This is a genomic window from Rhizobium sp. Root1203, from assembly GCF_001424945.1.
In the GTDB taxonomy this organism is placed as follows: Bacteria; Pseudomonadota; Alphaproteobacteria; order Rhizobiales; family Rhizobiaceae; genus Rhizobium.
The window spans coordinates 776,541-802,396 of record NZ_LMCW01000012.1; the positions used below are offsets into that span (position 1 = coordinate 776,541).

Sequence of the window (25,856 nt, forward strand, 5' to 3'; positions counted from 1 at the left end):
GCGAATAGGGGCGGCAGTATTGTTGATTGGTCCAAGCGATGTCGCCTCGGTTAGAATGCTCAAAGCAAACTAACACAACACTTAGCGATGAACATATCAGGGGAGTTGATATAGCCGATTGTGACGACCGCTTCGGGCCGGTAGCTGTCATCGGCCCCGACTAAACTGAACGTCGCTATCAAAGGCGGTGCCAAACCATTCAGGGGCCAAGTCGTCTATGAGCTGCTTGCTCTCCTGAGCTGAGAGCCCTCGGATTGTTACTCCAGCCGCTTGTGGGTGATGCTCGAACACCGTCGGCAACATCGCCGACGCATTCTCTAAGCGAGAGCCTAGATCATTGAAAACTGTCGTAGATTTACTCCCTGGCGCTCTTCGCCGGAGATCAGCTAGTGCTAGATTAGCCTCCGATGTCACGATCCAGATATCCCGATCAAGGTCGCCTTCTGCAGGGAGGTAGTTTGGATCAACCGACACAATGACTTCGGCTCGCATCTCGGTCCCCTGTGACAAGTGCCTGTCTTACATCACTGACCTCCTGTCGGCCAAGGGCCGACTGCTGTCATGGCGCAGAAGCGCGAGAAGCGGTCATTGCGTTATCACGGAGCTACAAACCCGATAATTCGGGCGAAAGCCATTCACTGTGTCGCTGCTTTAGTTCGACAACTTCAGCCTCGGTTGTTGGAAAGAGATCAAAGCCGCCGTCGTATGGAGCGAACACTTTGCCAGTTTTCCGGCTGAACCAGAGTGTTGGTCCCGTTCGATCTTTGGAAATGTCGACCAGTAGGCCCCTGAACTCATTGGCATTCCATGATACCGGACGCACAGATGCCACCCAATGAAGGTCATCTTCCGTATCGCGATACCGAAGTTGAGGGTCGAATTTGGCCTTGAGCGACACCCAATACGGTTTCTCATACTCTTCAATTCGGCATTGCACGAGCCAACATGGTTCACTTTCGCCCAGAAACTCATTGCCCAAGATGGTTGCTCGTCTTCGCACTTCGTTACGCTCAACGCGATTTGAAGGATACCGATCACTATTCGGCAAGGCATGAAAGCGAACCCAAGGCTTCCCTGACATCTCTCGCAGCTCGAACCCTAGCGGAGGTATCTTGCCGTGAAACTTGCCCCACTCTTCTTCAAACGAGTTCATACTTTCTCGGCTTATTTTCACACACTCGGAAATTCTGTCACGACGTGGTCTCATCGCAAAGTCTGCTTCGGGCCGACTTCAGCCATGCGCATCCGCGCCGATTGCGGCCTTGCACTCCTATTCTTCGTACCTGCTCGCGACAGCACGCGTTTTGTCAGCGTTGCTCAAAAGCTCAACAACTCCACCAGAAGCTGTTCAAAGTCCTTCGGATCAATCGCGAAGGCGCAGGAGATGATCACATCGGTAATGGCATCCGACGAGCAATCCACACCGCGAACAGACGAGGGAATCGACGGACTGTTCAGGATAAATGCGAGGCGTCGAGGGTCCCTGAGACCATCAAGGCTATTCATCACCCTGGCGAACCCCCATAGCACCGCAGACCCCGCTAGAATCAGCACCAGCGCTCGCGCGAACTTCACTGTTTCACCCCACGACTAATCGGTAAGCTCCTTTTATCAGCAACCGGTGGCTGAATAGTAAGGAAGATTAGTACAATTTTCCAAGTCCGCTCTGGGCCGATAGGAGACCTAGGCGGGTTTGCGCCACAAGCGGACAATCGCCAACTTCCTTGTCTATCTGTGATCGGCTTGCACAATACGCTAAGGTCCATTCCGTCGTATCGCGAGGACGAGATGAAGTTATTTGCATTAGCTTTGATAATTGCAGCTTCGCCATATGGAATGGGCGCAGCGCATGCCAGTCAGATTGAGTGCGCCGATGATTTAGCCAGCATTAAGCGGGTCGTGGCTGGCTATGCTGAGCTGACAAAAGTCACCTCTGTTCTAAATGCGAACAAGCTTGAAGCCTATTTGCGTCAAGGACTCGGAGAGCGCTTTGAGCCGAGCTGCCTAAGCGATCTGAGTTCATTGAAAGACATTATCGATATCGAACCGATTGCGAAGGGGTTTACACTATATAAATGGGAACCAGGACATCGCTACGGCTTCACAATAACCTCGGCTGGTCGCGTTCGAGACGTATACGTCATTTTCAAATAGACCCACAGCGTCATCTCTCCGCAAGTCCGCTTCGGGCCGACTGCGATCTTCCGCTTCGCGCCGATTCCGTTGAAAAACACCTATTGATCGTCGGCTCTCAAACATCCACCTTTAACGAGGTTGCGCGGTAGAGGGGAACGCCATGGAGAGGCTTGTGCTAGCCATCGATTTCGTGATCGATATTCTTGGGGCATTAGGGGGTGGCGGCCCTGACGCGGGCTTTTGGAGAAACGCTGAACGCATTATGGTCGCCATCGCGGCAATGGTCTTATCTTCCGTGCTTTGCTTTATTATTGCCGTCAAGATCATGGCGTGATTCAAAACGCGCATTGATTTGCGGAGGATTGAGCGATGATGGGATGTCAGGAAGCTCCGGCGCAGCTCTTTTATGACTTCTCGCTAGATGATCACGTTACCGCCGACCACATGCTACGCGGGATCGACCGCCATCTCGAACTCGACAGCGTACGAGGACCCGGCTTTATCGTGCAAGTAAGAAGGACTGTGATCAGTAAGCGATGTCTCAATCCCACCGTGGGGGTGTCCCTCACGTTTAAAGGACTTGGAAGTTAATTGATTTACGATCCGCTGCGTGAGCACGGAGGGACCCCGCTTGACGGGCAAGGTACGCAAAGTAATCCATCGCCTTGTCGATTTTGCGCTTCTTAGGCTTTCGAAGTCGATCAGTGTGGACGGTCTTTGGATCGGGGCTTTCTGTGATCAAGATCAGGGTGAGGTGTTACTGCGCGTGCAAAGTGCGTTGGCCTTGATAAAGGCCCACGACGTCAAACGGTACAAACGGGCAATTGCATCATTCGACCGAATTTGGGTGAACTACCTGTTTGGGGCCGTTGGACAATACGTCCCCGAACTAAGGAGATGCCAACTCGATCCGGGATTTGTCCTGTCGTCACCGATTGAAACTATTGCATCGACGATTGTTCATGAGGCGGCACATGCTCGATTTATCAACGTCGGCATCCCTTACACGTATGAGAACCGCCATCGTGTCGAGAAAGCATGCATCCGACAAGAGTTGGTGTTCGCCCAAAGAATTCCTGATGCTGAAGAGCTGCGAAGACGGATCAATGAGAAGCTGCTTCTCGATCCTGATGTGTGGTCCAAGGAAACTTCTTCCAACCGCTTTCGCGAGGCATTTGCGGAATCGGAAGGAGGCCTCCCAAAATGGCTCCGCAGAAGACTGTTTAAAGCGGATTGAAGTACCGTGTGCCGCTTATCCCGTGTGCTGGGTGCCAGGGCAGCAGTTCCTCGATTCGGCTCTGCTTGTGACCGTCAACGATGGCGGTGAGTGTAGCGGTCAGATACGTCTGCGGATTGACAGCATTGAGTTTGCAGGTCTCGATGAGTGAGGCGATGGTCGCCCAGCTCTCAGCTCCAGCGTCATGCCCTGCAAAGAGCGCATTTTTGCGGTTGAGCGCTATCGGCCGAATGGTCCGCTCAACGGTATTGTTGTCGATCTCGATGCGGCCGTCGGCCAGGAAGATGCAGAGGCCATCCCAGTATTTGGCGATGTAGGAAAGCGCTTCGCCGAGCGGCGATTTACCAGCGACGCGGGCGCGATGCTGCGTGAGCCAGGTTCGCATGTCGGCAATCAATGGCGATGATCGTTCTTGCCGCGCAGCGAGGCGAGCTTCTGCGGGGAGCCCGCGTAGCTCGGCCTCGATCCGATAGAGTTCGCCGATCCGCCTTACACCCTCCTCCGCAATGGGCGCTGACCCAGTTCGCGTGATCTCGACCAGCTTGCGACGAGCATGCGCCCAACAATAGGCAAGCTGGATGTCGGGACCGACACGATCCGGTGCGATCAGCCGATTGTATCCGGCGTATCCATCGACCTGTAGGATGCCCGTAAACCCTTGCATTATCCGCTCGGCATGGTGTCCGCTACGACCGGGCGCATAGGTGAAGGCCACACCGGACGGCGCACCACCACTCCACGGTCGGTCATCACGAGCCAGCGCCCAGAAGTATCCTGTTTTGGTCTTGCGGGAGCCAGGATCGAGAATTGGCGCACGAGTCTCGTCCATGAACAGCTTCGTCGACCGCTTCAGGTTGGCAATCAGAGCATCGAAGACCGGACGCAGTTCGAATGCTGCCCGGCCGACCCAGTCTGCAAGAGTGGATCGATCAAGATTGATGCCCTGTCTGCTTATAATCTGGGCCTGGCGGTGGAGCGGCAGATGATCGGCATATTTGGACACCAACACATGAGCGATGGTCGCCTCGGTCGGCAATCCAGCGTGGATCAATCGTGCCGGAGCCGGGGCCTGAACGACACCGTCGGTGCAGGCACGGCACGCATACTTAGGGCGGCGCGTGACGATGACCCGGAACTGCGCCGGGACCACATCCAATCGCTCGGAGACATCCTCGCCGATGCAATGCAGGCAACCGCCGCAGGCGCAGATCAGGCATTCCGGCTCGATCACCTCCACCACACGGGGAAGATGTTCTGGAAGAGAGCCGCGATTGATCGCGCGTGGCTTGGCAATCCTCCGTCCGGCAGGAACGTCTGCCTCATCCTCGGCATGGATCGTGGCAATCGCCGTTTCCAGGTCTTCCAGTGCCAGATCGAATTGGTCGGGATCGGTCTTCTCGGACTTGTGTCCGAAGGCTGCCTGCTTGAAGGTGGCAACAAGCTTCTCAAGCCGTTCGATCCGCTCGTCCTTGCGGGCAATCTGGGCATCTTTGCCTGCCTCGCTTAGCCGCGCCGCGATCAGCATCGCCTTCAGGGCGGCAACATCATCAGGAAGATCGGCGGCATCAAGCATGGCCAGAAATTACCAAATCCCGCGCCGATTTGCCTTTGGAATTTGCCGTGCTGAGTCATCGTGCCGCAGCTATTCGATGGTCTGCGGCGTTCTCGGCTGGACGGCATGAACCCGTCGCCAATCCAGGCCAGCAAACAGCGCCTCGAACTGGGCATGGGTCAGCGTCATCAGGCCATCCTTGATGCCGGGCCAGGTAAAGGGGTGCTCTTCCAGCCTTTTGTAGGCCAGTACAATCCCGCTGCCATCCCAGTAGATCAGCTTCAACCGGTCCGCCTTGCGCGACCGGAACACGAAGACCGTTCCGGTGAACGGGTCCTTGTGCAGTTCGTTCTTCACCAGCGCCGCCAATCCGTCATGACCCTTGCGGAAGTCGACAGGTTTGGTCGCTACCATGATCCTGACGCGGTTCGACGGAAAGATCATGTCTCCACCACCAGTGCCCGAGCGATGGCAGCGATCCGGGCCGCAGACGCACCTTCCTCAAGACGGATCGTGATGGGACCGAGGACGATCTCGGGGCGACTGAGCATTTTAGGCGGCTGTTCCGAAACAGGCGGATCAACGATCACCGCCGCGAACTCTACCGCATCCTCCGGTGCTGGCGGGATCAGCTTGCCCTGCCGCGCCATCGTCCGCCAGGTGGAAAGGCTATTAGCTCGCAATCCATAGCGCTGCGCAACTTCATTGACCGTCGTGCCAGGCCTCAAGCTTTCCGAAACAATCTTAGCCTTGACCTCATCAGGCCAATGTCGGTGAACCTCACGTCCAGGCTTCCTGGTTGTGAGAAACTCCAATGAGGTCTCCATGGAGAAACTCCCGTTCATGATCCATGGAATGTCGATCACAGATCAGGAGGCAACCAGCAACGTGGGACTAGAACACCGGTTACGGTGACGTCCTTCACCGCTGAGATTCATTGCGATCATTGGGGTCAAGCCATTCGCCACCGTATTTCGCCATGAAAGCGCCTGCGCCCGCCTTGGTGGCGAAGCGATGAATGACGAATTCCTCACCGTGCCGCATGAATGAAAGCTGATGGTAGAGCGAGAAATTGTCAGCGTCAGCGCGGCCGGTGATCCGCAGGCAAGCTGTCACAGTCCGTTTGCCAGGACATAGGATCGCACCCATTACCAATGCCAGCAGATGCTCCCAGCTGGGCGCGGTGAACCAGGGACGAAACGGCAAAAGCCATCGGCCAAGGATGTGCGGAACCGGATCGCCCGATCCGCAGTGGACATTGTGATCGGACATCCCCCGTTCGAATCCGAAGACGAGGCGGAGGCAAGACGGACGGCCTGCGACGAATTGATTCACCCGTCCAGATTGCCGCAGATTTAAACCGCGCTGCTCCGCCGATACCGGCGTCAAACGGCGTCAAATCCGCCGCGTCTCCGGCGCATAATTTACAAAGCCGAGCTAAGAGCCTGACTCCGTGTACCTTCTTAACCGGTCAGCCGCCGCAATTGCCTAGCAACCTTCTGACAGGATTGGCGACATGGTCGTGTCTGGCGCTTGGTCAGGCCAACCCTCCGATCTTATGGATGCCGCCCAGACCACCGAATGCTGGTCAACTAGGCGCTTTGGCCTAGAAGTGAGCCATGTTCATCAGGAACTTTCCCAGCTTGAGTTTCAGCAGAGCGCCGAATTCCTCGGTACTCGTTTGTGCCTCCAGCTCAGCCCGGGTAACGACCAGAAGAGTCAAATCCTCCCGATTGAACTCATCGCGTATGTGAGCGTAGCAGGCGGTCCGCTCCTCTTGGCTTCCAGTGACGCCATTTGCCGCCACGAGCAGGCCAAACTTCATTCGCATATGACGCAGTTTGGAGGTGAAGGCTCGAACAGTGGCGGTATCGACAGGTGCCTGCCAGTTCTTGCACTCGACGACGATATAAAAAGGCAGGAATGGAAGTCCGTCAGGATGATGTTGATTATTTGAAAGAATTAAGTCGATCTCGCAGGACCCAGCAACATCTTCAGCATTCTTGTGGATAAGGGTCACCCCGCTGAATAGCCCCAGCGTCTGACTAACCACTTGCTCCAGGGCTTCGCCCTTGGCCGCAGTATGGCCGAGATCACCCGCTACCAGCTGAGCAATGATTTGATGCTGTGGAATGGCAACCATCAAGGAGCACCATGTGCTGCGCGATTACGCATGCCTCGAAGATGAAATCCCAGGTGACCTTCTAGGATAAGCCGTTCAAAATCATCAACGGAAAGCCAGAAGAAGTTGGGAGCGATTGACCGGAATCGTGGGACTGGTTCGTCAGCGGTAAGTAGCAGGGCGGATTGAACGCCCCCTGCCTGCATGAAGGAAAGCAGCCGTCTTTCAACCGTCCTGGCGATTTGATGTGTACCGCTCAGTTTAACTTCGATCACAGCCGGGTCCAGCAGGGAGGGCTCTTGATGCGGCAGCCACATCAGAAGGTCGGGAGCGGCGGCTCCGGCATCATCTTTCGGCTCGACAATCGCGCTTCCACCGGCTCCAATGATAATTTCGTAAACGCGTTGTTCGAGCGCAGACCCGCGAGCAGCGCCTGCCCCGGAGCGCTCGATCTTGGGAACGACAGGTCTCGCATGAGATGGCGATGGCAGCTCCCTGGTGAAGATAGTTTCGTGAGGGGTAGAAAGGAATAGGTCCAACTGAAAGGCAAGAGCGGCGGCCTCGCCAAGACCGACCGTTGCTATGGAGAATTTTGACATCGCGAACGAGTTCACTCGTTTGTTCAATGCAACGACGAATATTGGCTTGCCCAATCCCTCGCCTATGCCCATCTCGTAAAGCACGCGGTGGTCGCTCTTGGTGCCGTCCAGAACCGCAAGCACAAAGTCGCAGCGCTCGATACCCTTGACGTAGCCCAATTCGCCTGGGACATCTTCTGATGCCCAGTTCCATCCGATCTGACGCTCCCCGAGGAGGACGGGCAACGAGCCCAGATCAATGCCGTAGGGTGCTGAGATGTAACATCGATGCAGCCTGCGAAGTGGCTCTTTAAACATCCGATACTCCAACTGCTAACAAGGAGTTAAACTCTTTCATTTTCGTTATCAAAACGCATTCCAGTATTGTTTGAATGCTTCCATGAACACGGCATGCTGGTCTGGCGACCAGCATACAGAATGACCTGGGCGAATGAGCCAATGAATGCCGTTGGCACAGGTGAGCCGCGACTTATCCTCCATCCCATCTATGTGGTTGAAGCAATTGATTACTGTTTGCTGATAACTGGTCCCGTACAGGTTGGTCGGGACGTTATAGAGCATGCCCTCAAGAAAGTAAGACGGCGCGCCCCCCTCTTTTAGCCATCCGTCCTCAACCATCCTGTTGCGAATGTTCTTGAAAATGCGAACGGTGGGCTTGAAGTACCCGCCGGTTGCTTGGTGCTTGTTCGTGCAGTTAGCGGAATGTTGCTTCGGATAGTTGATAATCTGACCGCCATCGGCCTTCCAGAACACAATTCCCTCCCGATAGGCTGGCTGTCCGCTCGCGGGATACGTGATGTACTCGCGGTGCTCGGCACAAGCCAGAACATCAGCGTCACGGCGGCTCCCACTGCCAGGAACGAATATCGCCTTGCCCGAGGCATCCACACCTCTGCCGAAGCTCCTGGTGAGCCAGCTGGCTACCTCTTGCTTGAACAAAGCAAATGAATACTCCGCCCGAGAGAAGTTTCGGTCATAATTCGCTTTGTCCGCAGGGTTCAGGCCACTGGTGTCGGAATAGTAGACAGAGCTGAGCCGCATGACGATATCGACATCACTGTCGCGCCACACGTTTGTGTCGTTGCCATACGAACCCTGCAAGAAATTCTCGAACGACCTGACTCGATAAGGTGACGACGTGTCGTTGAGAACACCTTTGATGCTTTGATATGTCGCCGCCGACTGCTGTACGCTTCCGATGGAAGCCCACGTGTTAAGCTGATTTTCGCCGATTGCCATTGGTTGTCCGTTACAGCAGGAATTCTTTGAGTAACGCTTCGCTTTTCGCGAAGGATTCCCGTCCGCGTTGCCGCAGGATGTTGAGCTTCTTCAGGTCGTGCTCGAACAGGTCCGTTGCCATCTCGGGCTGCTCAAACGTGTCTGAGATTCGGACCGTCGGTACGTCCTTGAAAAGGATCGACCGAAGCTGGTCCATGGACTGGGTGTTGATTTCGAGCGTCTTCTGAAGGAGCTGCACGCTCAGCAAATACTTGTTCGCCCAATACATGATGCTCATTTTGGACTGTTTCGGGCTCGGATATACCCCGACACCGATACTAACCACCCGGAGGTCTTGGTGAGAGAGGTTCAGAGCACGGCTAGCATCGGCGATTGCATAGAGCGTCGGATTGTTGGCGCAGTAGCCTCCATCGACCAGCGTTACCTCATCGCCATCAGCAGTCGTAACGGTTTTCGGGGAGAAGAACGGATAGGCGGAGCATGAAGCTTGAACTGCGTCACCGATCTTTACGCCGAAGCCGGGCTTAAAGGTGCCTTTCCGTCTGTGAGCCTGGTCGACGCTTCCCTTGAAAATCATCGGCCGCTCGATGACCCACTTGGTGGTAACGATGCCGACAGCTATCTTCACGTCGTCGAACTTTGCCTCACCGAAAACTTTCTCCGACAACTCCGCAAGTTTGGCAGACTTCTGCTCCGGCTTCTTCAAGCGCATTATTTCGGGAACGAATGACTTGTAGTTGTCGTGGATTTCCTCAACCGACATTCCGAGCGCTATCATGGAAGCGATTATTGCGCCGGTGCTGGTACCGAACACCAAGTCGAACTTTTCGCAAAGGCGGCAGCCGATCAGACCTTCGATCTCGGCGAGCACGCCAAGGCTATAGAACCCCTTCGCGCCGCCACCATCGAGGCTAAGAATGCGGTACGGTTTCTTCTCTTCCCTGTCCAAGTGCTTGCCCTCCGACAATGCAACCTGTAAATGAAATTAGGTCCAGCGTCCGTCGAATAGCGACGTTGTCCACAGTAAAACCTTGAGGCAAACAGTATTTGGATTGGGCACACAAAACCGTGCGAGCAGGTTTGACAAGCACTTCAAGACTAAATTCGGCTGGCGTTTAAGAGACCGGCACCGGGTTGTTCACGCTCACGAGAGACCGTCTTTGACGTCCCGTGTGGCTGATATGATGGTCGCGACTGACGAAACGACGAAGAGTTTCTTCGAAGATTACATCGTCAATTTGCTGACCGATATTGCCGACAAGTTGCCGGGTGATCAGACCGACGACCCAAAGGAAAAGCTAAAGCGCCTGCACTTGGTCCGCGACGTATACGAGAAGGGAGCGGAGGACGAAGCGACACAGATGATCGAAATCTTCGTCGAGGAACTTCAAATGACAATCAATCCGCCGACCAGCATACGGTCAGACTAGCTGCGGAAGTGGTGAGACGCGCTGGGACAGCTATGCGGATCGCAAGTTCTACATGGTTCATCACGGTTCCTCATCGCCACGCTCGCCAACTGCTCAGGGCTTCAATCGTCCCGCATATTTCCGGCTGCCCCATCGCAGACCTCACACCCAACGAGATAACTATTCTCTGGAACGCCTCCAATCTGCCCCTCGCCGCAGTAGTCGCAGACCTCCATTACTTCAGACGAGTCCAGACACTGAACGCACACGTACAGGTCATGATGCTCGACGCCGGTGTGGTAGCCGGTGCACTGACTGCAGTTTATGTTGATGTGATCGAAGTAGTTATCTTGGTGGACGCCCTCCCCGGTATCCAGGGCTTCAGTCAAGAACGCTTCGTCAATTGCTGTGGCGCAATGGGGGCATTCATTTGGCGCGCTTTCGTAGCTATTGAACTGTATCGGCTGGGCGCAGTCCACGTTAATACACGCCAGCTCTATCTCCGAGCCCGCGTACCAACACACGACGCATGATCCAGATGAAATTGCGCCATGAGGCGGCTCTATGAGGACGGCCTCGAATTTACAGCTCGGGCAACTTCCGACGCGCTTCCCGGCGTCGCGATGCTCCTTTAAGACATCCGCTTTCGAGTCGAACTTGGCTTCTAGAAACGCGCGATGTCGTTCCATCGCATGACCGACACGCCAGATATCGTTCTCGAACTCTGAAAATTCGGGCCAGCTTTCGAGAAGAACACGCAAAGAAAGCCAACCCGCGCACTGTTCGGCTGCAATTTGTGCCGTCGCGTTGTCATCTTCGCGATCATCCGCATGAACGAAATGAACCATCTTGTTGCGGTGGCTGGCTATCTTCAGAAAAGCTTCACGGAAGTGAGCAGGTATCGCGACCCCCGCGATCCTCTTCAGTCGCTCCATGGTTTGATCTGGCGAAACCGTTCTGGCCTCGCCTTTGAAAAAATCGGTTTTGTCACCCTGGTCGGGTTTATCTAGAAGCAGTGACCAGTGCTCGCGCATCAATCTGGCTTTCAGGAAAAGCTCGATGGCGATTGCGAAATTTACCGTTGAGAACTTCGTGGAGTGCTCGAATTCTGCAATTGCCTTTTCGAGGAATTCGAAGGCGCTTTTCGTCAGCGACTGGAACAACTCTTGCTCGGACAAAAATGCAGCTTGTCGTTTCTTTGAGGCGCTCACGATTCCCAATCTCTACTGATCGCTGACGGTCGAACTCTCCAGCTTTTAACATCGCGGTGCCGCTAATCACAGTCCTACGACGGCAGGGAAAAGGAACGCCGGTGATCGACTTGACAGCGGTCCGTTCATCATCATCGTGAGACTGAAACGCGGTGAAGCTTTGCGTGAAGATCGAGAGCGCCGCTTGGCAAAATTCGCAGCAGGACCCCCATAGCACTCAATCGCCACTTGTATCGCGAAACATCTCATTTACTCATACGGCGGTTCAAAGGGAGTCGACGATGGGACAGGATGCGGTCGAGGCAAACGACGAGAGCGAAGATATCGAACTTAATGATGATGAGCTGTTCCCCAGCCTTTGCATGGATTGCGCTCGACACCCGAGTGTAAAGAAACTCGTCGCCCAGGACTGCACCAAAGGACGATGCGCTCTATGTGCTCGCGATGACGTGGATGTACGAAATCCACAAAATCTCGAACCTTTGGTCATGGTCATCCGCGCCCTTGTTCGATTCCATTACGATGAGCAGGACTACAATCCCCACTGGGGTGGCGAGAGCGTGATGTCGCTCTTTTACGACGACGCAAACCTGATTGTGGAGCCGCCTAAATCGAATCTGTATGTCGATGACTTCGACGAGTGGCTCAATTGGCCTGTTTACCCCGACTGGGACAAGGGCATTGCTATGTTTGCCGGTCACGACCACGGTGACCGTGGCATGAATTTCGCGATCTCAAGAACAACCCCGCCGGGCTTCAGTGAGCTGCAGGCTCGTCTGCTAACTGAAAATTTCTTCCAGGTCGAAAGCGGCCTAGAGGACTACATCGCGCGATTCATTAACGACATTGAGGCCATGCTTCCTCAAGGCGAGGTCTGGTTTCGCGCACGCGTCGGAGAGACAAAGACGTTTCATCGCTTTTCGATTGATAGCATGGAGACCATGCGGATGCACGTCCCTTGGCTCGGTAAGGACATTGGCGCACCGCCACCTCCGAAAGCGGGCTTTGGTCGCGTGAATCGCGCGGGCGTCTCTGTCATGTACCTGGCGTCGGACCCGTACACGGCAGTGGCGGAGATCAGACCGCACCCGGGCCATACCGTGTCGTTGGGCGGTTTCAGAAGCAAGGAGCCAATTCGCCTTGCTGATTTCAACCCCGACATCGGCTTGTTCTCACAGAGCGACCAACGGCTTTCGCTCTACGCCATAATTCGGGCCTTCGACCGCTTGATGAGTATGCCGGTCACGCCTGATGAACGAACGCCGTACCTGCTGACGCAGCTTCTTGCGGAAGTTCTGCTACGTCATGGATTCGACGGTGTTCGCTTCCGCAGTTCGGTTTCTCAGGGCAGCAACATCTGTATCTTCTACCCCGACAAGTTCGAGTTCGTTTCCGATCATTCGGAGGTGAGGCAAATCAAGGCTGTCGCTTACGAAATCGAGCCGGTGCACTCTGCTCTCGCAAAGGAACCCGGAGACATGCCGTTCGATTAAGAGGCCTGGGACCAATTGCCGATTATCATTTCTGTTTCCGCAGCCTTTGAGCTGGATCGCCCGCGACGTGGCCGATGTCAGCATCAGACAGCCCGTACGAGATTGCGTTCGCATGAAATGGCGATAACTTCACATACAACTCTTTGTTGATTCCCCTCGGAGATGAAATTGGACGACTATTGGACTGGGAGATCAGGCAACGCCAAACACCTCCGACTACTCACCAAAAGCGACGAGTGGTTGGCGTGGGAGGACAAGGACGCCGACCCGGCTGATCCGTCTTCAGCACGAATTGCTGGTGCCCGTTCACGAGTAGAAGATGCGTTGTTGCAGTCCATCCACTCGACGAATTTAGTTGTCCTGTTAGGCTCTGGAGCGTCTTTCTGCGCTAAGAACGCCACGGGCGCGGCGGCACCGAGCATGGCAGGGTTATGGCATGCTGTGAGAGAGGATGCTTCTGAAGGCGACATTCTGGGCGGTTACGATGACTTCGATGATATCGTGCGCGATGTTACCGGGAAGTCACCGGTCAAAACTCCCGACGGCGAGGTGAAGGCTGGCGACATCGAGGCGCTCTTAAGCCTATGCAAGATGAAGCTGGAGCTTTTGAACGTGAGTGCGACGGATGAGGAGAAAATCGACCCCAAGGGCGCGATCCTCAAGTTAACAGACTTCATAGAGAAAGCAGAAAAAACGATCCTCAGGCAGGTCGACTTTGTGAACGGCGAGACTGAGCTGACAGCCCATAAAGGATTGGTGCAGAAACTTGCAAAGCGCGCGGTTGAAAAGCCACGGGTCAAGCTTTTCACGACCAACTATGATCTTTGCCTCGAAGAAGCATCCTCTCGGCTGGGCGTGATCCTGGTAGATGGCTTTTCGCACAGCGCCGAACAGCGCTTCAACCGAGATCATTTCCATCACGACATCGTCCGACGACCCACGTCCGGTACCAAAGCCGATTATATCGATGGCGTTTTTCACCTCTACAAGCTGCACGGGTCCGTCGACTGGCGTCGTCGCCCAGACGGCATAGTCATTCGCTCCCGTGCTACAGATGCCAAGACACTGAAACCGGTGCTGATCTATCCCAGGTCGACCAAATACCAGGAGGCCTTCGAGACGCCTTACCTCGACATGTTCGCGGCCTTGCAGTCAGCATTGCGCGAGCCCGACACCACAGTGATCGTAAGTGGGTTTGGGTTTGCCGACGATCACATCAGCTCTCCCATATGGTCCGCTCTGGAGTCGAACCTCGGCCTCCGGTTCATCATGGTCGACCCCTCTTACATTCCTGCAAAGCAACTCGACGCCATCGACCCCGATCACCTGATGAAGGCTAATATCGGCGGGCAGAAGCCTTATCAGAAGAAGATTATGCGGTTGGTCCAGGAGGGCGATCCCAGGATCACCGTCCTGAACGGCCGCTTCGAAGATTTGGTCGACGCGATCCCGGCAATAACGGGCGAGACTGATCGGCAGCGGCTCGAAATACGTTTGGATAACATAAGAGGGGTAGCGCCGTGACTGAACCCGTCGCAGCCCTGATCGACGTCGACAAGCGGGTCGGCACGATAACACGGGTGAACGCGTCCGCAGTGGAGCTGACGATTCCGCAAGCACTAGCCGCAAGTGGCCAACGTGGATTGGCAAAAGGTACCGCTGGCGATTTTATATTTATCGATTGCGACCAGGAATGCATCCTTGGCCGGATTGTCGACGTCGCAGTACCTGAGCGCCAGCGCCCTAACTTGGAGCGGCAGTTGGAACATGATGCGGTCGCCGAGCCTCAAGGCCGAGCCCAACTTCTGGCGACAATCAGCAAATCCACACACAAAGTCGTACGCGGGATCAACATCAAGCCGAGAGTGGGCGATAGCGTTTATCTGGCGGATGGTGATGCGCTTGCGTCTGCCATACGCGAAGCACTGCAGGGTGAGTTGATTGACGGACGGGAAGAAAGACTTCTGGTGAACCTGGGAAGGCTTTCAGGGATTGCCAATGCTACCATTTCGATGCCTCCGGAGAAGCTGTTCGGCAGACACTGCGGCATATTTGGTGCCACCGGGGGCGGCAAAAGCTGGACACTGTCGAAACTTTTGAACGAGGTTGTCAGGCTGCGCGGCAAATGCATCCTGTTTGATCCCACTGGAGAGTTCTCCGGAAAAGTCTCCGGTGCCACAGAATTCTCATTTTCTAAAGAGCGGCCAGGGCAGCCCTTGGCGCGCTTCCCCTATCGACGCTTGTCCGAGATTGACCTGTATGCCCTTCTGACACCGTCAGCGCAGATGCAAGGGCCCAACCTGCGCAGCGCCATCAAAAGCCTCCGATTGGCAAAGCTCCTTGGCTCTAATCCTCATCGGTTCCCTTCTGTCCTATCGGAAGACGGAAGCAGGCAGTTCGAGTTCGGTGGGCGCGGCGGCCATGTCGACGTGAGGCAGAAAGGTGTCATCAGAAAAAAGGAACGTAGCCGGAATGCCCACTCCGTCGCCCTTATCGAACTGGCGTCCGATCTGGACTCGCATATGTGCGACTTCGACATTCGACTTTTGTCAGACCAGATCAAGGAAGAGTGCGTAAAGCAACATAATAATCAAAAGAAAGGTGCTTTCGGGGACGTTGATGAATTCGCTCTGAGCAGCTGCAATTCCTTGATGGTTCGCATCGAGAACTACCTTTCATCTCCCGAAATGGGATGCCTGTTCGCGGACAACGGCGTCGATATCTGCGCGGAAATACTCGCGTTCCTGGAGGATGATGAGCGCCACGCGATGGTCCTCTCGTTCGCGGATGTAAGCTTCAAGTACAATACCCGCGAACTTCTGCTCAATACGCTTGGCCGCTTCCTGCTGGGGCTTGCGCGCGACAACAGGTTCCTGAAGCGGCCCTTGGTGGCTTTTCTGGATGAAGCTCACCAATTCATCGGCCGCTCCATCGGAGACGAGGCAAACAATGTTTCGTTGGATGCGTTCGGGCTGATCGCGAAAGAAGGACGCAAATACGGCCTGACAGCTGCTATCGCGACGCAGCGGCCACGTGATGTTCCCAATGACGTCCTCAGCCAGCTCGGGACGCTTTTCGTTCACCGGCTTACCAACGAGCGTGACCGGGAGACAATTGAACGAGCTTGCGGCGACCTTGATCGTGATGCAGCTGCATTCATCCCGTCGCTGGCACAGGGCGAAGCAATCGTGGTTGGACCGGAGTTGCCTGCACCACTTCCAATCATCATCAACCGACCTGAAAAAGGGCAACAGCCAGAGTCCCACGGCCCACGGTACCAACAGTTTTGGGGCTGAGACAGTACGGAGAGTTGTCGTCGTCCCGCTTCTTGCCCGGAAATTCAGAGCCGATACGACGTTTCGAACAACTGGCGCATTACCACTCTCATCCCGCTCGAATTTCTGATTGAAAGGTATTCCCACACCGGCGGGGTGCTTCACTCTAGGAAGGTGCGGACATCTCATTGCAGATGAGGATCAACTCGCCGCCCACTGCGACTTTCCTAAACACTCCGAGCCTTATGCCCACCGGAATTCTCGGTAAGCTCCCGCAGGTCCTCAAAGATTTCGGCCCAGCGGTCTTTATCCACTTCCAGTCCGATAACGTTTCGAACGAGGAAAGCACCCTCAGCGGCGAGGTACGCGATCCGCCGACGCCGGTCGTCGGCACTTTCCGCCTCAAGCCCAAGCAAACGATCCTGGTACCAATCCTTCATGACTTGGCTAGTTCGACCATCCTCCGCAATCGCGGCAAGCATTGTCAGAACCGTTCGGCCGAGTTCGACATCTTCCTGTTCGGTCGTTTTAAGGTGAGCCAGAACGCGAGCCTCGGCGGTATTGACCCCTGCCCTCTCATTTTCAAACCTGGCTTTTTCGCGCTCCGTCCAACGCGACAGAAGCGCTTCCAGGAGCTTATCGCGCGTCACGAAAATCGTTTGAACAGTTCCCTTTGACAAGCCCGCAGCGGCTGCAAGCGAGCCGAACGAAAGCGACACGGCACCGTTTTCGGCAACGCATTGTTCCGCGATGTCCAGAAGGTGGTCTCGGTCGATAGTGCGGGGTCTCGCCATTTACTTTTCATGCTTTCAAATCATACGGCGTATTTATGATGTGCGGACCCGGAATTCAAATCGAGAGGGTTGCAGGGCTCGCGGTGCGTCACAGAAAACGAGCTGAACTGATGAGCGCTATTAGAAGCGACAGCGGCCCCAGCTACGAGGGCTCCGGGATTTCGAATAACCCAAAATAATCGCGTTCTAGGATTTCCATCACTTGCGACGTCCGACCATGTGAAGAAAAACTTCTTGCGAAATGGGGCTTGTCTTCCTCGACGTCGACGCTTCCCGTAAGGATTAGCTGCCAAAGGCCCCGAAGCAGATAGGCTTCATGAATGTAGGTCTCAGTCTGGCGCTTAAGCATCGCCTGAGTTATCCCATAGAACGCTTCGATTTCGGCGACCGCCAGGCTGCGTTTCATTGCGCGGCTGAAAAGCTCAGGCTTTAGAACCTGCCACAGGACAAGAGAAACTATCAGTTCCTGATAGCCGTGAAAAAAACTATGGAATTCCTTGCGCTGCGGCAACAGTACCAGACGCGTCAGAATTCTCTCGATGTCCCTAAGAGAGACCTGGCCACCCCTCAGGGCCATCCTAAGATGCTCGCGGGTCAATTCCTCCATCTTCGGCTCGATACCCATCTGTTCTGAGAGAGCGTTGAAGTAGTGGATCGAAGCACTGGCTGACAGGTCCGTGCCTATATGTTGGGGCAAGGAAAGCGAGAGCGACACGAAGCGCTTCAGATAGTCACCGGCGTTGATGCTCGATCCGTAGCGCACCCGTACGATCTGTTCGAGCGCTTCCAGATTCACCCCAAATAAGAAATGGACGCGTTCCACTGCAAAGAAGTGTTTGACCACTTCCAACACAGACAACGCGTAATCGGGGCGGCAACGATCCAATTCATCGACCACTATGATCAGTGGTGTCCCATCCTTGGTAATCTCACTTAGCGCGGCCCGAAACTGCATCATCGCCGCACGACGGCCATCTTCGCGTTTCCAAAACGCTTCAGCGGCGTCTTGAAATTCCTTTCCCGCTGCCTCGGCAGCCGCATCAATCAAGGGGCCGGTGAATTCACTTACGCCCGCAGTGGCGAAGGCAGCAGCTATTCGCAGAGCCGGTCGCGCGACAGTTGCGACGACCTTCTTCGCCTTCTTCCAAGTTCTTTGCGGCTTTCCCGTTGGTAGACGCTCCCCTATCGCTCCTGTCAGACCGATCAGAGGATCATCGAGAAAATCGTTGGCAAATGCATCGAAATAAACGGTTGTGGCAGTGCCGCCGTTTTCGAGGGTATGAGCCCCGACCCATCTCTTCAGGAAATATGATTTGCCACTTCCCCACGCGCCGTCAACCGCAAGGACTACAGGGTCTTCAACCCGTTCCAGCAATTCCGAAATTCGCTTTCCGGCGGTCTGTCTCCCAAGAAGATCGGAGTCGCCGAAGCCCTCTTCGTAGAGAGCTACATCTTTTTGCTGTGGATGAAGTCGCATGATTGTCGCCGAGAAGTTGTTTGCCGGAAGATTGAAGTTCTTCGGCATCTAACTCAAGGCGAACTGGCGCGACCCAATAGGTTTTCCACTTCCTTGCACGCGAGGATGATTAGCGGCGGGGCGAAAATCGTTTACGAAATCGCGAGCGCGGCAACCAGCGCGGACTAGTCAATTTTAGCCGGTCCCCCACCTGCTAGGAACTCCCGTCCCGTTTTAGAGACGGCGTCAGTCCGAACGCTGACGAAATAGCGCATGCCACCTGCTTCGACGACAGCTGATCCGAGCGCACGAACTTGCTCAAGGAATCCCAGCAGCTCCTTGTCGTCAGAATGGATTTTTATGGAATCCTTCGCACCCATCGCCGAAACCTATCATCGCACGCAGACTCCTAGCAATGAGTTTCGCGCATTTTGCATATGAGGTTTGGGCATCGGACGAATGCTCTACAGGCTCATCCAACCGCATTAACATTCATCGTATGTTAACCTCCATCTCGCAGAATGTTTTCAACAGGGATGAAAATCAGACCTCACCTGGACAGAGGTCAAAATGAATCTGGCGTTTCTATTAGACACGGACGTTCTTAGCGAAACAAGCAAACCTAACCCGCATCCGAAAGTAGTCGAGTTTATTCGCACCGCGCCGAACATCTACTTACCGGCAGCTGCCCTCCTGGAGATTCAGAAGGGGATCACGGAGGTCTGCGCCCGGGACCCGATCAAGGCCGTGCGATTGAGCGCCTGGTATAAGAGGCTGACGAACGGCGAGATACCGATCATCCTTCCGAGTTTGGAGATCATTGAAGTGTGCGGAACGCTCGCGGCAGAACCAGCTCTCAAGAACCTCCGGGTTCCTCGCGCAGACGCCAAACACCCCAGGTTCGGACAGGACCTCTACATTGCCGCGACCGCGCTCGTCTATCGAACGGCCATCGCAACCTTGAATGTGCGGGATTTCCTCCAGATAAACGAAATCCACCCTCTCCCAGGAATTTACGATCCCAAACACGGGCGGTGGCACGCGCGGATGGAGCCTCTGGATTTCGGCGTCGAGGCTAGCCTCACCAGTCAGGATGAAACTGATAGAACTCCTTCCTGGAGCCGATGAATTGGCAGCAGAGCGATCAACGCCCAAGGAATTCCGTCATTTCGATAAAATGCAATCAATTCGCTTATGACGTAAAAAAACGTTGCCGCGCTAAAGGTTAGCCGAGATTAAATGATTGAGTTCGGCGTATGCCTGAGGTTGCTACAGAATTGGTCGACATCCTCCCGACTGACGAGGTTCAGGTCGGCGGGAATGAAATAGACCATTTCAAAGACGCCAGGAAGTCGGTGCTTCGAGCCCGCAAGCGCATGACCCGCGCTATGCTTGAAATCGTCAATGCGACTGAGAAGTTGCGATTGAACACGGGTCTCGATCTCAAGCAAGCACAAATCTGGCTCATAGAGGACTGCGGCCTGTCCAAAGCCGACGCGCGAACCGTGCAGTTGTACCCCGACCGACTTCGGAAGGATGAAGAGGTCATCAAGGGCGGGCGTGTGGCACCGGAAACGATCAGGGCGCTAGTCGCGACAAGCGATGATGTTCGTGCCGATGCGGTGAAACGCATCTCCAAAGGCGAGGTAATGAGCCCATACAAGGTGCAGGCTATCCGTCGAGCCCAGCTTGCGGTAGCGACACCAGACAGCCATGACTGGCACAACGAGAGCCAGCTCTTTTTAAGAAAAAAAGCTAATGAACAGGGTGCTCGCCTTCTGTCCGACGTCCGAAATGCGGCCCGGGCCGTGTTAGACGAACGGGCAGCGTCAGCCCTTCGTCACGCAGGCGTCGAAACGATGGATCAAAGCGAATTTGACCACGTCTACGTCGAGACACCGGAATATCAGCGCGACGTCGAGACGCTGGTCAGCCTGGTATGCGTCCTACGCGAGAAGTTCGATTTTCTGTTCCCCGGACCGCATCCGACCAGAACCGAAGCGTTGACAATAACGATTGACAATCCTTATGCCGCCTGGATCGCAAACACTCATCACGACCTGCACGATCTCATGTCCCGTTGCCGTCCCCGCAGTATCGAGGGCGAAGCTCTGTTGAGACAGTTAGCCGGTTTGAAACCCCGGCCCGAGACGAGCACTAACTCTGAACCGGTGGCTGAACCTGCGGCGGCTATCGTGACTCCTGATCTCCCGAACCGCCTGCGTCTTCGCCCGGTGAAGTCTTTGAAGTCCATCGAACTCTGCGCAGGCGCTGGCGGCGAAGCGATTGGTCTGAGTGCTGCCGGGTTTCGACCATCGATCCTTGTTGACAATGACATGCACGCAGCACTGACACTCAAGGCGAACCGGGCCGACTGGACAGTGAGAAGAAAGCGCCTCGACGATCCTGCTGTCATGGGCGAGATTTCGGAGCTTAGAGATCGGGTTGATCTGGTTGCAGGCGGGGTTCCATGCCAGCCCTTTTCCACCGGAGGCAAAAGTCAGGGCGCGGATGACCAGCGAAACCAGTTTCCGCAGGCCATTGAGATCGTCAAAGTTGTCCGGCCGAAAGCGTTCTACTTCGAGAATGTCGAGGGTCTTCTCGACAGCAAACACACGCCGCATGTCTTGGACATCATCTCGCGGCTCCAAGAGCAGGGCTACAACGTCGGAACATACGTCCTTGACGCGGCGGACTGGGGTGTCGCCCAGCGGCGGCGACGGATGATCATTTACGGCCTATCGAGTGACCTGGGTGTCAAGGAACTGACGGTTCCGATGGCCTCTCATGACCTACGCACGGACTTCCGAAACAGTGTAGCGGACATCCTGTTTCCCTACTGGCCTAAGAGCGGGACACGGCACAAAGCCCGTTTCCATGTCGACGATCAGAGGAAATATGACGACTGGGTTGAAACCTGGTTCTCCAAGCACGGAAATAAGATCGCTCCGACTGTAACGGGCGTGAACCCTAACAAGGCAGTCGTCGGGAGGTGGGAAGCCGTGGGCATCGATTATTCGCGCCTGCTACCTGAACCTGTCAAACCAGGAGAATTGCCTTCCAACGGGCTCGCTCCGGTGACGATTCCCCTGCTGATGCGCTTGCAGGGGTTTCCCACCGGTTGGCAACTTTCACCGAAAGCCTCTCTGCTTGTTCAAAGGAGACTGGTGGCAAACGCGTTCCCGCCAGTCTTGGCGCGGATCGTGGGTCAGCAGCTGCACGGCGTGATTTCTGGTGAACAGATCGACCTCACGGCAGCTGCTTTGGCCCCGATAAACCTCGAAGCCTTGAAGCCTGCCGTAAGGAAAGGTTTCAACCGCACTCGCTATCCGGACGACCCCCGGCACGAGGCAGCATTCCAAATCCGCTATCAAATGGAAGCGGAGACCGTGCCGGACCACTTATTTGAGTACGGGGACTGATCCTGCTTGTATCGCGCGGATGCTCGTTTTTAGTGCCTCTTGATCTTTCGTTGATCCTCCAGTGTGTACCGCGCCGTTCTCGCGCAGGACTGCTTCCAGGTCATTAAAAAACTCAAGGTGGTACTCACGACCGTCGGCGTCGGTGAACACAAGCATCTCGACGGAACCGTGGACATCGTCTTGTCTGCGTTCGGCGAGTACCGGACCTCCACCGATTTCGTTCAGGACCTCCTTCAGGTCTTCGTACAGCACAGCGAGCGCGAAGTTCCGCGTATGTGTCGGCCCATCGCCTTTCTGCACGACTGCGTTTTGCGGTAGAAACTCGATGAGGCTCGGAATGATTGATTTCGGCGGCCACTCTCGAAGCTCGTGCACTTCAGGATAGTTGAAGGCATTGTAGGTCCAGCCATTGTCACTGACAGTGAGAATTTCTGCCCAATCAACGTCCATTATGCACTTTGCCCAAGTTGCGTTCGCTGACCTTGTCTTGTCCTTCCCGTCGAAATGCAATGTGATGACGCTAGCGCGGTCGCGCGCCGGGTTCTCAAAGGACACGACGACCTTCTTGTCGACCTCTCGAACGATTACCTCCAGTCCCAACTCTTTCAGGACCGGGTCAAGTGCCTTCAGCTCCTCCAGTCTTGGCGCGATATACGTTTCAAGGTCAGCCTCACGCTTTGCGCTGATGCGAGTGTCAATATCAGTAAGAAGTTGGGGCATGTTAGCTCTCCGACGTTCGTGTCAGGAAAGCTTTGCTTTCGATCTTGCAAGCAACAACGCATGCGCTTCGGTCGGCGGACAGGGAATTTTGACGGCCAGCAAACCGATAGTAAAAATACGATAGACTTTTAATCCGTTTGATGGCACGTTTCAGACGTCCATATGTCTACGGAGACAAGATGATGCTGCAAGAAAGCATATCTCGCTAGGCGGGATCATTTGGAAGCGGTTTTGCTTGGCATACCGCTCATTCGGACACTCCCGCGTTGAAGGTTTCATTCTCGACCGTGATGGAGTCCGTAATGCGTCATCTCCCTTCTACTCGTAATGAGCTGAAAATGCGCGACGACGTGTCGTCAGTGACGGCATGGATCGTGAACGAACCCGTTAGACACAATCCTCAATTCCGGCCACCTGAGCCGTAAGCGCCGTCTCCGCCCCATTGGATTGGCTATATTTTGAGGCTTGCTGCGTGTGCGAGAAGGTTTCCAGGACTAACTGGAGATTTGCATGGCAGAAGATGGTGTAAGCGCCGTCTCCGCCCCATTGGATTGGCTATATTTTGAGGCTTGCTGCGTGTGCGAGAAGGTTTCCAGGACTAACTGGAGATTTGCATGGCAGAAGATGGATTTGTGGGTCGCTACGAAGTTGTCGAGCCGCGCCGGGGAAATCGGCGTTGGCCGGATGACGTTAAGGCTCGGATTGTAGCGGAAAGCTTTCAGCCCGGTGTTCGTGTTGTTGATGTTGCGCGTCGTCATGACGTTATAGCAAACCAACTTTCCAGTTGGCGGCGACAAGCACGAGATGGGGTTTTGGCCCTGCCTTTTGAGGCTATGCCGGGCCCTTCGGAGAACGTGGATGCCGAGCCTGCATTTGTGCCTTTGGCGATCACAGCGGAGCCGAGCGAGGCTGTGGGTGTTTTAGCGCCGCCGAAACTGCCGGAGGCGGTTTCAGCGGTCTTGACGCTGGAGATCGGCCCGGACGTTGTGATGCGGGTTCCCGGTGACGTGCCGGTTGAACGTGTGGCGGCTCTGGTGCGAGCGATGCGAGGGACGGCATGATCGTCGCTGGCCAACGACTGCCGATCCTGATCGCGACGCGGCCGGTGGACTTCCGCTGCGGGCATCAGGCGCTGGCTTTGATGGTTCAAACCGAATTGAAGCTTGATCCGCATTCCGGGGTGACGGTGATCTTCCGGTCGAAGCGCGGGGATCGTCTGAAGATCCTGGTGTGGGATGGCACAGGAATGGTGCTAACTTACAAAATTCTTGAACATGGAAGCTTTGCCTGGCCCAAGGTGCAGGATGGGACGATGCGTCTTTCCAGGGGTCAATACGAGGCTTTGTTCGAGGGTCTTGACTGGCGGCGGGTCATGGCGCAACGGGTGATTGCGCCATCGGCGGCAGGGTGAATATCCGGCCGTCTTTGCATTGTTTTATTTGGCTTTTTCGTGCTGCCTTGCTATAAGGGCGCATGTCATCGCCCCTTGATCTCAGCCTGTTTCCGGACCTTCCGCCAGAGGTTGTCAAAGCCTTTGCGGCGATGCAGTTCGAGCTGTCGGTCGAGCGTGCTGCACGTCAGCATGAGCAGGCTGTGGTGGCCGAAAAGGACGCGTTCATCTCCGAGTTGAAGGAACTGATCGAGAAGCTTGAGGGGCAGGTTCACGACTATCGGCGCACGAAGTTCGGGCCGAAATCGGAAAAGCTAGATCCGGCGCAGATGGAACTGGCGCTGGAAGACCTTGAAACGGCGATCGCCGAAACACAGGCGCGGATCGCCGCCGTCGAGAAAAAGATCGAAGCCAGCACATCCGATCCGGAAAAGGCCGCTCCTCGCAAGGAGCGGAAGGCTCGTGCACTGCCCGAACACCTGCCGCGGGTCGAGCGCGTGATCGAGCCCGAGAGCATCGCTTGTCCCTGCGGTTGCGGCAACATGGTCCGGATCGGCGAGGACCGGACGGAACGGCTCGACCGGGTCCCGGCGCGCTACGAGGTGATCGTCACGATCCGCCCGAAATACGCATGTCCCAAGGGTCGAACGGGCGTCGTCCAGGCCAGAGCGCCGGCGCATCTCCTGGAAGGAAGCTGGCCGACCGAAGCCCTACTGGCGGAGATTGCCGTCTCCAAGCATTCCGAACATATGCCGCTCAACCGGCAGGCCGAGGTCATGGCGCGACACGGCGTGCCGATCGACCGCACGGTGCTGGCCGATTGGATGGGGCGCACGGGCAGCGAAATCGCACCGGTGGTCGACCACATGGCCAAACGGCTGCTGTGGGAAAGCACGCGGCTCTATGTCGACGAGACAACAGCTCCGGTTCTTGATCCGGGGCGAGGTAAGACGAAGACCGGTTATCTCTGGGCCGTGTTGCGTGACGACCGCGGCTGGAATGGTTCCGCGCCGCCAGGCGTGGTGTTCCATTACCGGCCCGGGCGTAAAGGCGAATATGCCGCTGAAATCCTCGACGGGTTCAACGGGACAATCCAGGTGGATGCCTACGGTGGCTATTCGCACCTCGCCACGTCGGACCGGATGGGTGGCGTTCCCTTGAAGCTGGCTTTCTGTTGGGCACATGGGCGCAGAAAGCTGATCAAGGCCACGCCAAAGAGCGGATCACCCATCGTCGACGAGGCGCTCATTCGCATCGCCGCGCTATACAAGATCGAAGACAGTATCCGAGGCTCAGACCCCGGACATCGCCGGGCCGTTCGACAGGACCTGTCCCTCCCGCTGGTGGACGAGTTCTTCACCTGGCTCGCGGCTCAGGCTGTGCGTGTCTCACGCAAATCCGATCTCGGCATTGCCCTGGCGTATATGCTGAAACGACAGGATGGCTTTCGGCTATTCCTTGATGACGGCTGCGTCGATATCGATTCCAACCTGGTGGAAAACGCCATCCGTCGCCCGGCCATGAACCGCCGCAACGCGCTCTTTGCGGGCCATGATGAAGGGGGGCGGAACTGGGCCCGGTTTGCCAGCCTGATCGGCACTTGTAAAATGAATGGCGTTGAGCCCTACGCCTATCTGTGCGACCTCTTCACCCGCCTCGCAAACGGCCACCTCGCCAAAGACATCGATGCCCTGATGCCATGGGCCTATGCCGCGCGCATCAGAGCCTCACAATGAGCTCGTCAGATACTCTTCGGTGAGCTCATTTGACGGCCCGTAGATCAACCGAAAAATCTATGGGG

At 55.6% G+C, this 25,856-nt stretch carries 26 protein-coding genes; 12 read left to right on the forward strand and 14 right to left on the reverse strand.

The window, feature by feature from the left end; all coding sequences use genetic code 11:
- Nucleotides 1–604 precede the first annotated feature (604 nt).
- Together ASC97_RS33990 and ASC97_RS14485 are read right to left on the reverse strand one after the other, a co-directional pair.
- The gene (locus ASC97_RS33990) at nucleotides 605–1,153 is read right to left on the reverse strand and encodes a DUF3885 domain-containing protein (protein WP_156390375.1); all 549 of its coding nucleotides are present in this window, start codon (nucleotides 1,151–1,153) and stop codon (nucleotides 605–607) included.
- Nucleotides 1,154–1,317: 164 nt separating this feature from the next.
- Nucleotides 1,318–1,575, reverse strand: coding sequence for a hypothetical protein (locus ASC97_RS14485; protein WP_057469000.1), 258 nt, complete (start codon nucleotides 1,573–1,575; stop codon nucleotides 1,318–1,320).
- Nucleotides 1,576–1,788: 213 nt separating this feature from the next.
- Between ASC97_RS14485 and ASC97_RS14490 the strand changes: the two genes are divergently transcribed.
- The 3 genes from ASC97_RS14490 (at nucleotide 1,789) to ASC97_RS14500 (ending at nucleotide 3,373) form a co-directional block, all read left to right on the forward strand.
- The gene (locus ASC97_RS14490; protein WP_057469001.1) at nucleotides 1,789–2,154 is read left to right on the forward strand and encodes a hypothetical protein; all 366 of its coding nucleotides are present in this window, start codon (nucleotides 1,789–1,791) and stop codon (nucleotides 2,152–2,154) included.
- Between the two features lie 142 nt (nucleotides 2,155–2,296).
- Nucleotides 2,297–2,470 carry a hypothetical protein gene (locus ASC97_RS33995; protein WP_156390376.1) on the forward strand — a complete coding sequence of 58 codons (174 nt, stop codon included), beginning with the start codon at nucleotides 2,297–2,299 and terminating at the stop codon, nucleotides 2,468–2,470.
- 297 nt (nucleotides 2,471–2,767) lie between these two features.
- A complete protein-coding gene (locus ASC97_RS14500) occupies nucleotides 2,768–3,373 on the forward strand; it encodes a hypothetical protein (RefSeq protein ID WP_057469002.1) in 606 nt (201 codons plus the stop codon).
- Here the strand turns inward: ASC97_RS14500 and tnpC (ASC97_RS14505) are convergent.
- The 8 genes from tnpC (ASC97_RS14505) to ASC97_RS14540 form a co-directional block, all read right to left on the reverse strand.
- Nucleotides 3,360–4,946 (reverse strand): IS66 family transposase, encoded by a 1,587-nt coding sequence (gene tnpC, locus ASC97_RS14505; RefSeq protein WP_057469003.1) that lies wholly within the window; start codon nucleotides 4,944–4,946, stop codon nucleotides 3,360–3,362. The genes ASC97_RS14500 and tnpC (ASC97_RS14505) overlap by 14 nt on opposite strands.
- Before the next feature lie 69 nt (nucleotides 4,947–5,015).
- Nucleotides 5,016–5,369, reverse strand: a complete 354-nt coding sequence (gene tnpB / locus ASC97_RS14510; protein ID WP_057469004.1) for an IS66 family insertion sequence element accessory protein TnpB — start codon at nucleotides 5,367–5,369, stop codon at nucleotides 5,016–5,018.
- Nucleotides 5,366–5,752 carry an IS66-like element accessory protein TnpA gene (gene tnpA / locus ASC97_RS14515; RefSeq protein ID WP_057469005.1) on the reverse strand — a complete coding sequence of 129 codons (387 nt, stop codon included), beginning with the start codon at nucleotides 5,750–5,752 and terminating at the stop codon, nucleotides 5,366–5,368. The genes tnpB (ASC97_RS14510) and tnpA (ASC97_RS14515) overlap by 4 nt, the downstream gene beginning before the upstream one ends.
- Nucleotides 5,753–5,846: 94 nt before the next feature.
- On the reverse strand, nucleotides 5,847–6,197 hold the full coding sequence (locus ASC97_RS35295) for a hypothetical protein (RefSeq protein ID WP_244481465.1): 351 nt from the start codon (nucleotides 6,195–6,197) through the stop codon (nucleotides 5,847–5,849).
- 334 nt (nucleotides 6,198–6,531) lie between these two features.
- Nucleotides 6,532–7,068, reverse strand: coding sequence for a restriction endonuclease (locus ASC97_RS14525; protein ID WP_057469007.1), 537 nt, complete (start codon nucleotides 7,066–7,068; stop codon nucleotides 6,532–6,534).
- Complete coding sequence (locus ASC97_RS14530; protein WP_057469008.1) at nucleotides 7,068–7,943, reverse strand: nucleoside 2-deoxyribosyltransferase; 876 nt, start codon at nucleotides 7,941–7,943, stop codon at nucleotides 7,068–7,070. Before ASC97_RS14530 ends, ASC97_RS14525 begins: the two co-directional genes overlap by 1 nt.
- A 48-nt stretch (nucleotides 7,944–7,991) precedes the next feature.
- A complete protein-coding gene (locus ASC97_RS14535) occupies nucleotides 7,992–8,885 on the reverse strand; it encodes a nucleotidyltransferase domain-containing protein (RefSeq protein ID WP_057469009.1) in 894 nt (297 codons plus the stop codon).
- Nucleotides 8,886–8,895: 10 nt separating this feature from the next.
- Complete coding sequence (locus tag ASC97_RS14540) at nucleotides 8,896–9,834, reverse strand: patatin-like phospholipase family protein (RefSeq protein WP_200959468.1); 939 nt, start codon at nucleotides 9,832–9,834, stop codon at nucleotides 8,896–8,898.
- 223 nt (nucleotides 9,835–10,057) lie between these two features.
- Between ASC97_RS14540 and ASC97_RS14545 the strand changes: the two genes are divergently transcribed.
- Nucleotides 10,058–10,315: a hypothetical protein gene (locus tag ASC97_RS14545; RefSeq protein ID WP_156390377.1), complete on the forward strand. Its 258-nt coding sequence runs from the start codon at nucleotides 10,058–10,060 to the stop codon at nucleotides 10,313–10,315.
- Nucleotides 10,316–10,416: 101 nt separating this feature from the next.
- Here the strand turns inward: ASC97_RS14545 and ASC97_RS14550 are convergent, their stop codons facing one another.
- On the reverse strand, nucleotides 10,417–11,505 hold the full coding sequence (locus ASC97_RS14550) for a hypothetical protein (protein ID WP_156390378.1): 1,089 nt from the start codon (nucleotides 11,503–11,505) through the stop codon (nucleotides 10,417–10,419).
- 281 nt (nucleotides 11,506–11,786) lie between these two features.
- On the opposite strand from ASC97_RS14550, the gene ASC97_RS14555 reads away from it, so the two are divergent.
- The 3 genes from ASC97_RS14555 to ASC97_RS14565 all read left to right on the forward strand — a co-directional run bounded on the left by ASC97_RS14555 (nucleotide 11,787) and on the right by ASC97_RS14565 (nucleotide 16,294).
- Nucleotides 11,787–12,998 carry an RES family NAD+ phosphorylase gene (locus ASC97_RS14555; protein WP_057469013.1) on the forward strand — a complete coding sequence of 404 codons (1,212 nt, stop codon included), beginning with the start codon at nucleotides 11,787–11,789 and terminating at the stop codon, nucleotides 12,996–12,998.
- A 168-nt stretch (nucleotides 12,999–13,166) separates the two neighbouring features.
- Nucleotides 13,167–14,522 (forward strand): SIR2 family protein, encoded by a 1,356-nt coding sequence (locus tag ASC97_RS14560; protein ID WP_057469014.1) that lies wholly within the window; start codon nucleotides 13,167–13,169, stop codon nucleotides 14,520–14,522.
- Complete coding sequence (locus ASC97_RS14565) at nucleotides 14,519–16,294, forward strand: ATP-binding protein (protein WP_057469015.1); 1,776 nt, start codon at nucleotides 14,519–14,521, stop codon at nucleotides 16,292–16,294. Before ASC97_RS14560 ends, ASC97_RS14565 begins: the two co-directional genes overlap by 4 nt.
- A 206-nt stretch (nucleotides 16,295–16,500) precedes the next feature.
- Here the strand turns inward: ASC97_RS14565 and ASC97_RS14570 are convergent, their stop codons facing one another.
- The gene (locus ASC97_RS14570; protein WP_057469016.1) at nucleotides 16,501–17,067 is read right to left on the reverse strand and encodes a TetR/AcrR family transcriptional regulator; all 567 of its coding nucleotides are present in this window, start codon (nucleotides 17,065–17,067) and stop codon (nucleotides 16,501–16,503) included.
- A gap of 142 nt (nucleotides 17,068–17,209) precedes the next feature.
- Nucleotides 17,210–18,592 (reverse strand): KAP family P-loop NTPase fold protein, encoded by a 1,383-nt coding sequence (locus ASC97_RS14575; protein WP_057469017.1) that lies wholly within the window; start codon nucleotides 18,590–18,592, stop codon nucleotides 17,210–17,212.
- Between the two features lie 501 nt (nucleotides 18,593–19,093).
- Here ASC97_RS14575 and ASC97_RS14585 point away from each other — a divergent pair.
- Both ASC97_RS14585 and dcm read left to right on the forward strand, forming a co-directional pair.
- Entirely contained in the window at nucleotides 19,094–19,651 is a 558-nt protein-coding gene (locus tag ASC97_RS14585; protein WP_057469019.1) for a type II toxin-antitoxin system VapC family toxin, read from the forward strand.
- Nucleotides 19,652–19,779: 128 nt separating this feature from the next.
- Complete coding sequence (dcm, locus tag ASC97_RS14590; protein ID WP_057469020.1) at nucleotides 19,780–21,945, forward strand: DNA (cytosine-5-)-methyltransferase; 2,166 nt, start codon at nucleotides 19,780–19,782, stop codon at nucleotides 21,943–21,945.
- Here dcm and ASC97_RS14595 read toward each other — a convergent pair.
- Nucleotides 21,925–22,665 (reverse strand): hypothetical protein, encoded by a 741-nt coding sequence (locus tag ASC97_RS14595; protein ID WP_057469021.1) that lies wholly within the window; start codon nucleotides 22,663–22,665, stop codon nucleotides 21,925–21,927. The genes dcm and ASC97_RS14595 overlap by 21 nt on opposite strands.
- Before the next feature lie 614 nt (nucleotides 22,666–23,279).
- Between ASC97_RS14595 and tnpA (ASC97_RS14600) the strand changes: the two genes are divergently transcribed.
- The 3 genes from tnpA (ASC97_RS14600) (at nucleotide 23,280) to tnpC (ASC97_RS14610) (ending at nucleotide 25,791) form a co-directional block, all read left to right on the forward strand.
- A complete protein-coding gene (gene tnpA / locus ASC97_RS14600) occupies nucleotides 23,280–23,726 on the forward strand; it encodes an IS66-like element accessory protein TnpA (RefSeq protein WP_057469022.1) in 447 nt (148 codons plus the stop codon).
- On the forward strand, nucleotides 23,723–24,076 hold the full coding sequence (gene tnpB / locus ASC97_RS14605; RefSeq protein ID WP_047637286.1) for an IS66 family insertion sequence element accessory protein TnpB: 354 nt from the start codon (nucleotides 23,723–23,725) through the stop codon (nucleotides 24,074–24,076). The genes tnpA (ASC97_RS14600) and tnpB (ASC97_RS14605) overlap by 4 nt, the downstream gene beginning before the upstream one ends.
- 62 nt (nucleotides 24,077–24,138) lie before the next feature.
- Nucleotides 24,139–25,791, forward strand: coding sequence for an IS66 family transposase (gene tnpC / locus ASC97_RS14610; protein ID WP_057469023.1), 1,653 nt, complete (start codon nucleotides 24,139–24,141; stop codon nucleotides 25,789–25,791).
- Nucleotides 25,792–25,856: the final 65 nt, after the last annotated feature.